13 protein-coding genes and 3 tRNA genes are annotated in these 12,282 nt (G+C 35.9%); 2 read left to right on the top strand and 14 right to left on the bottom strand.

Annotated features, from left to right (window positions below):
* Positions 1 to 5 precede the first annotated feature (5 nt).
* Together BLT04_RS02480 and BLT04_RS02485 are read left to right on the top strand one after the other, a co-directional pair.
* The gene (locus BLT04_RS02480; RefSeq protein WP_089753351.1) at positions 6 to 1,331 is read left to right on the top strand and encodes a PDZ domain-containing protein; all 1,326 of its coding nucleotides are present in this window, start codon (positions 6 to 8) and stop codon (positions 1,329 to 1,331) included.
* Positions 1,332 to 1,337: 6 nt separating this feature from the next.
* Positions 1,338 to 1,865 (top strand): hypothetical protein, encoded by a 528-nt coding sequence (locus BLT04_RS02485; RefSeq protein WP_089753353.1) that lies wholly within the window; start codon positions 1,338 to 1,340, stop codon positions 1,863 to 1,865.
* Here BLT04_RS02485 and BLT04_RS02490 read toward each other — a convergent pair.
* From BLT04_RS02490 to BLT04_RS02555, 14 genes are all read right to left on the bottom strand, one after another.
* On the bottom strand, positions 1,862 to 2,878 hold the full coding sequence (locus BLT04_RS02490) for a L,D-transpeptidase (RefSeq protein ID WP_228421891.1): 1,017 nt from the start codon (positions 2,876 to 2,878) through the stop codon (positions 1,862 to 1,864). The genes BLT04_RS02485 and BLT04_RS02490 overlap by 4 nt on opposite strands.
* Positions 2,879 to 3,121: 243 nt before the next feature.
* A tRNA-Asp gene (locus BLT04_RS02495) sits at positions 3,122 to 3,195 on the bottom strand.
* A 33-nt stretch (positions 3,196 to 3,228) separates the two neighbouring features.
* Positions 3,229 to 3,302: transfer RNA gene (locus tag BLT04_RS02500), tRNA-Asp, on the bottom strand.
* 33 nt (positions 3,303 to 3,335) lie between these two features.
* Positions 3,336 to 3,409 (bottom strand) — tRNA-Asp (locus tag BLT04_RS02505).
* 136 nt (positions 3,410 to 3,545) lie between these two features.
* Complete coding sequence (gene trxA / locus BLT04_RS02510) at positions 3,546 to 3,863, bottom strand: thioredoxin (protein WP_089754202.1); 318 nt, start codon at positions 3,861 to 3,863, stop codon at positions 3,546 to 3,548.
* An 84-nt stretch (positions 3,864 to 3,947) separates the two neighbouring features.
* The gene (locus tag BLT04_RS02515; RefSeq protein ID WP_089753357.1) at positions 3,948 to 5,123 is read right to left on the bottom strand and encodes a cysteine desulfurase family protein; all 1,176 of its coding nucleotides are present in this window, start codon (positions 5,121 to 5,123) and stop codon (positions 3,948 to 3,950) included.
* 2 nt (positions 5,124 to 5,125) lie between these two features.
* Positions 5,126 to 5,605 carry a hypothetical protein gene (locus tag BLT04_RS02520; protein WP_089753359.1) on the bottom strand — a complete coding sequence of 160 codons (480 nt, stop codon included), beginning with the start codon at positions 5,603 to 5,605 and terminating at the stop codon, positions 5,126 to 5,128.
* A 22-nt stretch (positions 5,606 to 5,627) separates the two neighbouring features.
* Positions 5,628 to 6,215, bottom strand: a complete 588-nt coding sequence (locus BLT04_RS02525) for an HAD family hydrolase (protein ID WP_089753361.1) — start codon at positions 6,213 to 6,215, stop codon at positions 5,628 to 5,630.
* 5 nt (positions 6,216 to 6,220) lie between these two features.
* Positions 6,221 to 6,946: an SDR family NAD(P)-dependent oxidoreductase gene (locus tag BLT04_RS02530; RefSeq protein WP_089753363.1), complete on the bottom strand. Its 726-nt coding sequence runs from the start codon at positions 6,944 to 6,946 to the stop codon at positions 6,221 to 6,223.
* 5 nt (positions 6,947 to 6,951) lie between these two features.
* The gene (locus tag BLT04_RS02535; protein ID WP_089753365.1) at positions 6,952 to 8,268 is read right to left on the bottom strand and encodes an FAD-binding oxidoreductase; all 1,317 of its coding nucleotides are present in this window, start codon (positions 8,266 to 8,268) and stop codon (positions 6,952 to 6,954) included.
* Entirely contained in the window at positions 8,265 to 9,152 is an 888-nt protein-coding gene (locus tag BLT04_RS02540) for a decaprenyl-phosphate phosphoribosyltransferase (protein ID WP_089753367.1), read from the bottom strand. The genes BLT04_RS02535 and BLT04_RS02540 overlap by 4 nt, the downstream gene beginning before the upstream one ends.
* Positions 9,153 to 9,265: 113 nt before the next feature.
* Positions 9,266 to 9,955, bottom strand: coding sequence for a YiaD family glycine zipper/OmpA-like lipoprotein (locus BLT04_RS02545; RefSeq protein WP_089753369.1), 690 nt, complete (start codon positions 9,953 to 9,955; stop codon positions 9,266 to 9,268).
* A 20-nt stretch (positions 9,956 to 9,975) separates the two neighbouring features.
* The gene (locus BLT04_RS02550; RefSeq protein WP_089753371.1) at positions 9,976 to 10,470 is read right to left on the bottom strand and encodes a lipocalin family protein; all 495 of its coding nucleotides are present in this window, start codon (positions 10,468 to 10,470) and stop codon (positions 9,976 to 9,978) included.
* A gap of 125 nt (positions 10,471 to 10,595) precedes the next feature.
* Positions 10,596 to 12,278, bottom strand: coding sequence for a S8 family serine peptidase (locus BLT04_RS02555; protein WP_089753373.1), 1,683 nt, complete (start codon positions 12,276 to 12,278; stop codon positions 10,596 to 10,598).
* Between the last annotated feature and the right edge of the window lie 4 nt (positions 12,279 to 12,282).

A 12,282-nucleotide genomic window follows, 5' to 3' on the forward strand; every position in this document is an offset into this window, starting at 1 on the left:
AGTAAATGAAACTTAAGTTTTTTTTAGTGTTTTTACTCATAAGCGTTTTCGGAAATGCTCAAAATTCTTTTATTATAAAAGATGCTAAAAAAACGGTTATTCCCTTTAAATTAATTAATAATTTAATTTTTATTCCGATCAATGTGAATGGCGTTGATCTTACTTTTCTTTTGGATACCGGGGTTGCAGAAACGCTGCTTTTCAGTCTTGATAATCAGGAATTAAAGCTTTCCAATGTTGAAAAAATAAAATTTTCCGGTTTAGGTGGTGATTTAAGTATCGACGGCTTTAAATCTGATAAAAATATAGGAAAAATCGGCAATTATTTAATTAATGATTCCCTTACAATTTTCCTGATTCTCAATCAGGAATTTAATATTTCTTCTCACGTCGGAATCCCCGTAAATGGCGTGATCGGTTATCATTTTTTTAAAAATCATCCTATTATAATAGATTATTTATCGAAAAAAATTACGGTATATAGCGATGAAAATTTATTTAAGAAAAAAGTAAGAAAATTTGAAGAATTTCCCATAAGCATTGAAAAAAGTAAGCCTTATCTTACAACAGATGTAGAAATGACCCATGAAAAGAAAAGCTCGAAACTATTGATAGATCTTGGAAACAGCGATCCTATCTGGCTTTTTCCGACTTTAATTAAAGATTTTGTATATAACCGGCCGAATATTGAGGATTTTTTAGGAAGAGGATTTAACGGTGATATTTATGGCAAAAGAAGCAGAATTCATAATTTTTATATTGGTGATTTTAAGTTTGAAAAGCCTCTCACGGCAATGCCAGACGAGTTTTCTATACAGCATGTGCATTTGGTGGAGGATAGAAAAGGCTCTGTAGGGGGTGAAATTATGCGCCGATTTACGGTAGCTTTCAGTTACCCCGATAAAAAAATATATTTAAGGAAAAATAAAGATTTTGATGATCCTTTTCACTTTAATATGAGCGGCCTGGATTTCAGACAGGATGGTTTGCAATGGCAGGAAGATCTTGTAAAAATTGAAACGGTAAAAGCCAATACAACAAGCAGCCAGTTTACGGCCCAGAATGATAAATTCCAGTATAAATTTATCCTAAAGCCTATATTTTCAATTTCAGGAGTCAGAAAAGATTCGCCGGCCGATATTGCAGGGGTAAAAAAAGATGACAAGATTATTTTGATTAACGGCAATAAAACTGCTGATATGACGCTTCAGGAAATTATGGAATTAATGAAAAGCCAGGAGGGAAAAAATATTAAAATGCTTATTCAAAGAAAAACACAGCAATTAACTGTAAGTTTTACCCTGGAAGATCCGATACCTTATCAAGATTAAAATAATATGCAAACCGAAGAAACCACTTTAGACAAAATAAGAACACGCCCAAGATTCAAGATGTTCACCAATATTACCAAAGAAGAATATGCTGAAAATCTGAAAAAATACCTCGCGGAGCATAAAGGCGAATTCTCCGGAAATATCAATAAAGAAGTAGCAACAATCTGTGTAGAAACGAAATACGATAATTACTGGAAACCAAGATTATCATTAAGAATTGAAATTGAAGATGACAAGACCACTATTCGCGGTGTTTTCGGGCCGAGCTCTGCAGTCTGGACATTTTTTATGTTCCTTTATTTTTTGTTTTCCATTTTATGGATGACTTTTTTTACCATGTATTATGTTGAAAAACAAATAAAAAGCTTTGAATTCCCGTGGGCTTTAAACGCTTCTTTTGTCATGCTGATTTGCATTGCATTAACTTACGTTGCGGCAAGATTCGGACAGCATAAAGGCAAAGCAGAGATGCTACAACTTAGAAAATTCGCAGAAGAATCAACATTAAAATTTGAAAAATTAGATGATTAAGGCGCTACCGTTTTCGGAGATTCAGGCATTTGCTCCAACACTGCTCTTGCAGCTTTGATGGAATCTACTACTTTTTCCCGATTGTCCTGTTCTTTTACTATTTTTTCAATATTCGGTTCGATCATTTTTGTCATTTCCTCCACAGAAACACTGTTTGCATTAGGATCGTTCAAGAGTTTTCTCCAGGGTTTTCTTTTACCCCAACCATAATCACCATAAACCAAAACAGCCGTGCCTTTCGCTTTTGTAGTTGCTCCTCCCGGATTCAAAACCCAGGTATCCGCATAACTGTACAACCATTTTGCATCTTTCAATAACAATCTTAAACAAGAGTGTGATGCGGGGTATCCGGGAAGATCATACTGATGCCACCCGATACCATCAAGATTAAAAATATTGAAATTATAGGGTAATTTCCATTCGCTGCTTACTGTAGAAATAGCTAATTGCTTTTTCCAGTTGGCAAATGTTAATCCGGTTTTTGTTTTTGCCGTCTTTTTACCCATACTTGTTGGTCCCCATTTTACCAAAGTTCCGTTTGAGTAGACACCGTAAGCCTGAATGGGATATGAGAATACCACAAATTTCTTCACAGGGCTTAGCACATCCAACTGCATCGGAAATGGCGAATAAGCCATCAAAGTTGTATCGATTTTCGCAGGAACCACCAATGTATCGGAGTTCCATTTATTTTTAGAATCTAATCTGTTTAAGGCTAAAATAGCATATCGCTCTTTTTCAGAATATTTTTTACTGAATTCCGCATATACAGAATCTCTCAGCTTTTTATCTTTCGGAAGTACAAAAGCATTATAGAAACCTGTTTCCTGCATTGCGGGAGGAATAGACTCTTTCATAACCACAGAATCTTTTTTAACAGAATCTTTCTCTGCAGTCGGATTTTCTGTTGTAGAAGTTGTGTCTTTTAAGGTGTCATTTATTTTCTCGATTTCTTTCTTACATGAAACTAAGAATAATGCGATAAAGAGTGCGTATAGAAATGATTTTTTCACAATTATGTTATTCATAAATATAGTAGGCCAGCTAGTTTTTCTACTCAGTACAAATATCAGACCTAAAATTGAATAATAAAAATTATTCATAAAAATACCGTAAAAATACGGGAACCGGAATTTGGAATATAGTACTGTAAAATTTTTTTTAAAATAAATAATACATGTAAATCTTTTGGAATATCATAAAACAAAAAAGCAGTAAAATATTATTTACTGCTTTTAAGCGTTTGAATCGCTGTGCGATCCGGACGGGACTCGAACCCGCGACCTCCGCCGTGACAGGGCGGCATTCTAACCAGCTGAACTACCGGATCAATTTTTTTTGAAGTAAATTGATAAAACTTATGCGATCCGGACGGGACTCGAACCCGCGACCTCCGCCGTGACAGGGCGGCATTCTAACCAGCTGAACTACCGGATCAATTTTTTTAAAGTAAATTGATAAAACTTTTTGCGATCCGGACGGGACTCGAACCCGCGACCTCCGCCGTGACAGGGCGGCATTCTAACCAGCTGAACTACCGGATCAAATTTTAATGTACTTTTAAAGAACAATGTTTCTTTTTTGTGATTGCAAAACTACAACTTTTTTCCTTACCTGCAAACTATTTTGCAAAAAAAAGCCTTCCAAAAGCGGAAGGCATTCATTATCAAACTTATTTTTTTATAAGTGTGCGCTTAATTTCTCTGCGATTACTTCTTTTGGAGCTACACCAACGATTTTATCAACAACCTCACCATTCTTAAAAATAAGAACGGTAGGAATATTTCTGATACCATATTGCATTGAAATCTCCTGATTATTGTCTACATCTACTTTTCCAACTACTGCTCTCCCTTCAAAATCTGTTGCCACATCTTCGATGATTGGCCCCAATGTTCTACAAGGTCCGCACCATACTGCCCAAAAGTCTACCAATACAGGTTTATCTGATTTTAAAACCGTTTCCTGAAATGAGCTATCTGTAATTTCTAAAGCCATTTTGTTTCTTTTATTTAAATTAATATTATATTCTTGTTTTATCACTAATTAGATACCCAAAATTACGCCATTTTAGTAATATTGTTATCTATGCTCAACATTTGTATTTTCTATAACAAAATCACTGGAAATTTCTTTTAGTGCAGTCACCAAAGCATCAATATCTTCCTTAGTTGTCATATGGCTGAATGAAATACGAAGCGGCGTGCAATGATCCATTTCATCTTCCGATAAAACCATCATCATCACCATTGACGGTTTTGAAGCCCCTGAAGAACAAGCACTTCCCTGAGAGATCGCAATTCCTTTCATATCTAACTGAAGCCCGATCAATGGATTTTTATATGGTAATAAGGCACTTAAAACCGTGTAAAGACTGTTTTCTTTCTCTGCGCTTCTTCCATTAAATTTAATTCCTGAAATCTCTGCTGAAAGCCTTTCAATAGCATAGCTTTTAATTTCCTGCATATGATTGGTGTAAGCTTCCATATTTTTTAAAGAAATTTCTAAAGCTTTCCCCAAACCTACAATTCCTGCTACATTTTCTGTGCCTGCTCTTAAACTTCTTTCCTGTGGTCCTCCGGTAATAATTCCTTTTAAACCGCTTGATTTTCTGATAAAAGCAAAGCCAACACCTTTCGGACCATGGAATTTGTGAGCGCTGCAAGATGCAAAATCAACCTGAATATCAGAGAAGTCCAGATTCATGTGAGCCATTGTCTGTACCGTATCAGAATGGAAAAGCGCATTATTGGCTTTGCACAATTCTGCGATTTTTTTAATATCATAAATATTTCCGATCTCGTTATTGACGTGCATTAAGCTTACCAACGTTTTTTTGTCGGAAGATTTTAATAATTCTTCTAATTTATTAAGGTCAATATCTCCTTTCTCGTTTGGACGAATGTAATTTACCTCTACTCCTTTTCTGTTTTTCATGTCTAAAATACTCTCAGAAACACACTTGTGCTCCAAAGGAGTGCTGATGATTCTTTCTACTCCAAGGTGGTCAACGCTGGATTTAATGATCATATTATTTGACTCTGTTCCGCAAGATGTGAAGATAATTTCTGCCGGAGTCACGTGAAGATAATCAGCAATCTGCCTTCTCACATTTTCGATAAGAATTTTTGCTTCCTGTCCGAAACTGTGTGTTGAAGAAGGATTTCCGAAATTCATTTTCATGGTATCTACCATTGCATCGATAACTTCTTCTGAAAGTGGCGTAGTTGCGGCGTTATCTAAATATATTTTATTCATTTTTATTTTGAAGATTTTAATTCTACAGAAGTGAAATTATAATGGGAAGGAACGGTAAAAATCACATACGGATTAGAAATCACCTGTATTTCCATTCCGCCGTGTTGTACAAAAGGAACTTCAACATACAAAACGTTATCTTTTACAGAAACGCTTTTAATCTCTGAAATTCTGTGATCTCCCGATCTGAACGTTCCTAAATTATATAAAACTACCTTTTTATCGGTTGGGAATTTGTGGGATCCAGCTTTTGGCGCATTTCCAGGCTCGACAACAACCATAGAATTTCCATTGATTGCCTTCTGAAATTCCTGATCGTTCTTGAGAATAGAAAAACCAGCCTGTTCCGCGCCACCTTGTGATTCGGAAACAATAATTTCTGTCTTTGTTTGCATGTCTGTTGACTTTTGTGACGACTTTTGAGACGTTGCGCTTGTACAACTCATGACGGTTGCCAGACACAAAATAAGAAATCCTTTCATTTTATATTTTTATCACCCAAAATTAGTGAAAAAATTGGTAATGACCTTCATTTGCCCATTTCAGCATCGGCTTATCTCCGGAAGTATCTCCGAAAGCAATTATTTTATCGTATTTATTATCGCTGATTTCTGTTTTTATTCTTATTAATTTTTCCTTTCCGTTGCAGTTTTTTCCGATGAAATTTCCTGTGAAAACACCGTTTTTAAACTCTGCTTTGGTAGAAACAAGCTGCATTTGGAATGCTTCAGCGAAAGGTTTAGCCCAAATATCAAGAGAAGCCGTTACCAATAGACTTTGTGTATTATTCCTATCCATATTTTGAATAAAGTCTAATGCATTTTCTCTTACAATTTTAGGATAATGCTGCTCAAAAAACTGTTGCGATTTTTTTTCGATTTTCTCCTGAGTTTGTCCTTTAAGAATAGATCCGATGAAGCTTTTCTTTACTTTTTCGGTCTCGGCAAGCTTTAACTTTAATAAAATGAAAAGCGGAACGTGCTTCAAAAATTGTAAACGGAATTTTGCAGGATCGTAAAATTTAAGATACATAAACATGGTATCCTTGTAAGTTATCGTTCCGTCAAAATCAAAACAATACAATTTTTTCATTTTAATTAAAGCTTTAATTTTTTAAATATAAATTCAGGTATATTCCTGATAATCATCATAATAATAACCCAAACAGGTAAAACATACACTACATTTTTCTGCTTTTTAAAAGCTTTGTAAATGCAATCAGCAGCCTGTTTCGGAGTTGCCGTTAATTTTGGATTTAATGGTAAGCCTTCTGTCATTTTGGTGGCCATAAATCCCGGTTTTACGGTCATTACATGAACTTTCTTTTCAAAAAGATAGTTTCTCAGCCCACTCAAATAAGCTGTAAAAGCCGCTTTTGCGCTCCCATAAATAAAATTACTCTGTCTTCCCCGATCTCCTGCTACAGATGATAAACCGATGATGGTTCCTGATCTTCTGTTTTCAAATTTCTGAGCAAAATAATTCATTACCGGTACTAATTTCGAGTAATTAATATCAATAATTTTCTCTGTATTTTTATTATCATACAATCCTTCTTCTGTGCCTTCGCCTAAATATCCTGTTGCACAAAACAAGAGATTTGAATTGATATTTTCAAAATTGCTGTAATCAATTTCTTTCATTAAATCAAGCTCGATAACCTCGGCCTGCTGAAGAAATTTTACATCAATATGCCTTGCAAATCTTTCCGTAGTTTCTTTACTGGAGGTAAAAAGATAGATTTTTTCAAATTTTTCTCCTTCCTGCAATGCTTTTTCTACAAAAGCCTGTGCTACTTCGGATGTACTTCCTAAAACGATCATTTGTGTTAATTATTATTTATGATTCTTTTGTGCTGTAAAGACACAAATTTCGAACTCTGCGTATTTTTAAGATAATTGGTCAGTGAAGATCTGCTCATGCTGTCTTTCGTAAGGTAAATCCTGCCCCCGAACTCCTGCACGATCTGGTCCAACTGATCTACCAGTTTCTTTAATTTTGAATTGACCTTAAAATCTAAAGCAAGCGTGTAGCCTTCAACCGGGAAAGAATTGTAGGCTTCGGGATTGTGTTTTCCGAACAGTTTTAAAACTGCCAGGAAAGAACCGTTTCCGCTGTTTGCGATCGTTTCAAGGATTTTTTTCATTCCTTCTTTTCCTGCTTCTTTCGGGATTACCATCTGATATTGAATGAATCCTGATTTTCCGTAGATCCTGTTCCAATCATGAACAGCATCCAAAGGATAGAAAAATGTTTCGTAATCGATGAAAGTTTTAACTTCTTTTTTAGTCTGCTTGTTAAAATACAGTAGGTTAAAAATTTTCACCGTTAAAGCATTCAAAACAAATCCCGGAAAGTAAAACGGAACCGTCGGCTCAAATTTTTTCTTTAAGCGTAAAGATTTATCTTTTAAATTCTGTGGCAATTCATGTTGAAAAGCATGCTCACCTCTCATCAAAATACTTCTTCCGATATTTTTTCCTTTTTGAAGGCAGTCGATCCAGGCAACAGTATAGGTCCAGCTTTCACTTTCTTCAAATAACCTGAAAATTTCATCAAGATTTTCTGCTTTGATACTTTCCTGACGAATGTATGCAGATTCTATATTTTTAAGCTTGAATTTTGCGGTAAGAATAATTCCCGTTAATCCCATTCCACCGATGGTAGCCCAGAATTTTTCGATATTTTCATCTCTTGAGCACGTGATAATTTCACCGTTCTCGATCATTAATTTAAATTCAATCACATATTCTGAAAAACAGCCTTCTGCGTGGTGATTTTTTCCGTGAACATCAGAAGCAATCGCACCTCCGACGGAAACAAATTTCGTTCCCGGAGTTACATACAGAAAATATCCCTGCGGAACAGAAATTTCCAGAACTTCTGAAAGTAAAACTCCTGATTCGCATTCAATAATTCCGTTTAAACGGTCAAAACTGATGAATTTATTTAATTTTTTTGTTGAAAATATATGTTCGCCCAAAGAAGCGTCGCCGTAGCATCTTCCGTTTCCTCTTGCGATAACTTCATTATGATCAAGTACAAATTCTTTTATTTTTTTGAAGCTGTCATCAGACTTCATTTCCTTTTCCACTATGGGAAAATTACCCCAGTTGGTAACTTTTTGTATAAAATTCGGCTTCATTTTTTAAAGTAAATTTGAATTAAAAATGTAGCAACCCACAATATTAATGTGATTTGGATGTATCGGTCTCTGTAAACGATTTTCGTAGGAGATTCTGTCCTGTTGTACACCAGCGTTTGCTGTAAATATCTTAAAAACGCGAATACAACAAAGATTACCGTATAAAAAACACGCTCATGAAATTTTGCCTGTACTTCCGGTGACAATGTAAACATTAAGTAACATACGATCGCCAATGTTACGGAAATCGAAAGTGCGATGTCTGCAAACTGTACGTTGTATCCGTCCAAGGCTTTTCTTGTTTTTCCGGAAACCTGAGCATTGATGAGCTCTCCCCTCCTTTTTCCGATTGCTAAAACCAGAGCCAGAACAAATGTCAGCAAGATCGCCCACTGGGAAATGCTAATTCCTGTAATGTACCCTCCTGACAGCACCCGGAAAACAAAACCAAGCGCAATAATGGAGATATCGATAATGGGAACGTGCTTTAATTTGAATGTATAAGCAAGATTCATGACAAAATAAAATCCTACGACCGTTGCAAACTTCCAAAGATTTTCATGAAAATAAGCCTGCGCCACAAAAACGAGCGCAATATCGAGGATCATGATTCCTATTAAAATCCCGATCGCCGTTGGTTTTGAAATTGCTCCGCTTGCCAGGGGACGTCTTCTTTTTTCGGGATGCTTCCGGTCTGCTTCAATATCGTTATAGTCATTTAAGATGTATACAACGCTGGCAGTGAGCGAGAAAATAATGAAAGCACAGATACTTTTCGAAAGTAGATCTACATTTTTAATATTACCTGAAAAAAACAGGGGGACAAAAACAAATAGGTTTTTCACCCATTGCTCTACTCGGAGTAGTTTTAAATATTTCTTCATCTATGTTAAATCAATTGCAAAAATAGTGAATTTCAAATAAAAAATTACCTCATAAAAATACAAAAAAAAACCGCCGAAGCGGTCTTTATGAAAATATTTATATATTAAATTAATTACTGCCCTTGTTTGGCTTCGTTAATCATTTTTTCATTTGCAGTAATGGCAAATTCCACTCTTCTGTTTTTAGCTCTGCCTTCATCCGTCTCATTTGATGCAACAGGCATGCTTTCTCCTTCACCTAAAGCGAATAATCTGCTGGAAGCTATACCTTTACTTGCTAAGTAAGCTTTTACAGAATTTGCTCTGTTTTCAGAAAGTTTCTGATTGTAAGCATCTGTACCTTTGTCGTCAGTATGGCCATAAATATTGATATTTGTATCAGGATTGTTGATCAGAACCTGTGCCAATTTATCAAGATTTGTTTTTGCCGTGCTGGAAAGCGCTGTTGAATTAAAATCAAAGTTTACAATACTTTCATTTAAAGTAATTTTGATACCGTCACCTACTCTTTCCACTTGAGCTCCCGGTAAAGTTTCTTTAATTTCTTTTGCCTGCTTATCCATCTTATTACCGATCACGTTACCTGCAACACCACCGATAATACCTCCTAAAACAGCTCCTAAAGCCGAGTTTTTACCACTTCCTACATTATTTCCCAAGATACCGCCGATTACAGCTCCTGATGCCGCACCTACAGCTGTACCTCTTTGTTGGTGATTTGAATTCTGAACGGCCTCACAACTTGTCAACAACAGTGCTGATGATAAGAAAAGGGCTCCGATATATGTTTTACTAAATTTCATCTTTTTTATTTTTTTAATTATTATTTCATTCCAGTTCTCTCGAAGTTGTAAACAACTCTTACATTTTCTCCGTCAAACGGAACATTTTGCTCAAGCGAAAATTGGTCTGTAGTCTGATTGGTAAGGGTTAAAGTATATCCTGCGATATTTTGTTTTGCTTTTGTACCGTCAGCAATTTTTTTGAAATTAAATGTATTTCCGCTTACGACATCCACTTTAATCGGCTGTGTAAATCCTGCTCCGCAATTTCCTCCTCCATTCAACGTATAAGCTCCTGTGTAGTTATTAGGAATTAATCTCCAGTGACTTCCTACAAAACATTGTGCGTCCACACCATCATCGAAAGGCTTGATTTTAAATTTTTTATCATAATCTACACTCACGATCTGCCAGTCTCCTTTCATCTTAAGGAATTCTGATCTTTGATTTTGGGCTGTTTTAGCGTTATTAACGGCGGAACAAGACACTGCAAATAGTGATGTCCCCAACATCCCTGCAATAAGTAACTTTTTCATTTTGTTGTTTATTATTTTGTTATATTAAAGTTACAAAAAACCGTGCCAAAATTGAAAAATTTAAATAAAAAAAGTCCGAAAATTTCGGACCTTGTATGTTTTATTCTTAAATTCAGAAAGATATACTATTTTTTAACACCCTTTTTTACGGATTTCGCAGGCTTTTTTACATTGGAAGATTTACCATTATAAAAATTAGTATATGCGTATTCTGCGGCCTTCTTCAGATCAATTACCCCTCCCGCCTGTGAGAAGTTACTGAATTGATTCTCAGTACTTGGGTTACTTGATTTTACTAAAGCTTCAATAACCTGATCCGGCTTTAAGTTTGGCATATACGCCAGTAAAACCGCAGCAGCACCAGCTACAACTGGAGAAGCCATGGAAGTTCCCTGTAAATATTTATACTCATTGTGAGGAACTGTAGAATAAATTTCTTCACCCGGAGCAAAAACATTGACCATATTTTTGTTAAAATTAGAAAAGCCTGCTCTCAGCTCATTATTTCTGTTGGTACTCGCTCCGACTACCAATACATTATTTACAAATGGTTTTTCATCTGTATTACTTTTAAAGTTGGTAGGGTAAGCAACATGTTCGGCAACGTCTTCATTTTCATTTCCGGCAGCTTTTACCAAAAGAACTCCTTTATCCTGAGCATATTTGAAGGCATCCCAAACTACATTTTTTCCGGGAGAAACAGGTTTCCCGAAACTCATGTTTAAAACTTTCGCACCGTTATCAACTGCATATCTGATGGCATTTGCAACGTCTTTATCTCTTTCATCACCATTTGGCACTGTTCTTACCGACATGATTTTAGCAACTCTGGAAGCTACACCGTACTGGATTTCTTTTCCCTGAGGAAGTCCTGCGATAATCCCTGCAACGTGTGTTCCGTGCATCGCATCCGGGCCTTCATAATGATTGTTTCCGTAATTTTTTTCATAATAATCGTCGTAGTTATCTCCTACAATCTCTTTTCTAGGATCGTAGCTTAGATCATATTGCTTAGCTTCCGGGCCAACCTGATCAAGCGCTTCTTTCATTTGCTCTCTCATTGATTTTTCAAATTCTGCAGAGCTTTTACCTTTAAATTCAGGGCTTTGAGAAACCTGATTTAAAACCTGTAAAGCAATTGCATCTTTCTGATCTGTCGGAGGTTTTATGGCAGCAACATTTTCAGGTGTTACAGATTTACCACCCAGCAATTTTACCATGTTTGGAATAAGCTCATTGATCATTGTATAGGTTTGTGCACCTTGTCTGGCTTCAACACTTTTCTTTGCAAAAATCTCTTTAGATTTCATGTACATCGCAAATTCTTCCGGCATTTTTGCCTGGTTTGCTTTGTTTTTTGTAGAATCATCACCTTCGAAAATAGGCTTATATTTGGCGACAACTCTGGTTACTTCCATATTGTCAACATCGATATCTCCGTTTTTTCCACCGATGAAATTCCATCCGTGAACATCGTCGATATATCCGTTTCCGTCGTCATCTTTTCCGTTATCCGGAACTTCATTAGGATTAGACCAAACGTTTTTAATTAAACCCGGGTGATCTACCTGAACACCACTGTCTAACACCCCAACAACAACTGTTTTAGGCTTAAGACCTTTAGATTCTAAATATTTATAAGCATTTTCCGTGTTTACACCATACACTTTTGAAGTGGCAAAATCTTTGTGATACCAAGTCATAAGATCTTTATCCTCATTCTGACCGGCTTTTGTTCCCTGTGCTTCCTGAGCAAAAGAGAAACTGAAACCTGCTAAAAAAACAGCAGCTAATAATACCTTTTTCATATGT

The organism is Chryseobacterium soldanellicola (genome assembly GCF_900100115.1).
In the GTDB taxonomy this organism is placed as follows: Bacteria; Bacteroidota; Bacteroidia; order Flavobacteriales; family Weeksellaceae; genus Chryseobacterium; species Chryseobacterium soldanellicola.

Coding starts and splice junctions, on each gene's coding strand:
- trxA (WP_089754202.1), bottom strand. CDS start 3,863: ATGGCTTTAGAAATTACAGATAGCTCATTTCAGGAAACGGTTTTAAAA.
- BLT04_RS02555 (WP_089753373.1), bottom strand. CDS start 12,278: ATGAAAAAGGTATTATTAGCTGCTGTTTTTTTAGCAGGTTTCAGTTTC.
- BLT04_RS02485 (WP_089753353.1), top strand. CDS start 1,338: ATGCAAACCGAAGAAACCACTTTAGACAAAATAAGAACACGCCCAAGA.
- BLT04_RS02520 (WP_089753359.1), bottom strand. CDS start 5,605: ATGAAAGGATTTCTTATTTTGTGTCTGGCAACCGTCATGAGTTGTACA.
- BLT04_RS02545 (WP_089753369.1), bottom strand. CDS start 9,955: ATGAAATTTAGTAAAACATATATCGGAGCCCTTTTCTTATCATCAGCA.
- BLT04_RS02515 (WP_089753357.1), bottom strand. CDS start 5,123: ATGAATAAAATATATTTAGATAACGCCGCAACTACGCCACTTTCAGAA.
- BLT04_RS02540 (WP_089753367.1), bottom strand. CDS start 9,152: ATGAAGAAATATTTAAAACTACTCCGAGTAGAGCAATGGGTGAAAAAC.
- BLT04_RS02480 (WP_089753351.1), top strand. CDS start 6: ATGAAACTTAAGTTTTTTTTAGTGTTTTTACTCATAAGCGTTTTCGGA.
- BLT04_RS02535 (WP_089753365.1), bottom strand. CDS start 8,268: ATGAAGCCGAATTTTATACAAAAAGTTACCAACTGGGGTAATTTTCCC.
- BLT04_RS02550 (WP_089753371.1), bottom strand. CDS start 10,470: ATGAAAAAGTTACTTATTGCAGGGATGTTGGGGACATCACTATTTGCA.
- BLT04_RS02525 (WP_089753361.1), bottom strand. CDS start 6,215: ATGAAAAAATTGTATTGTTTTGATTTTGACGGAACGATAACTTACAAG.
- BLT04_RS02530 (WP_089753363.1), bottom strand. CDS start 6,946: ATGATCGTTTTAGGAAGTACATCCGAAGTAGCACAGGCTTTTGTAGAA.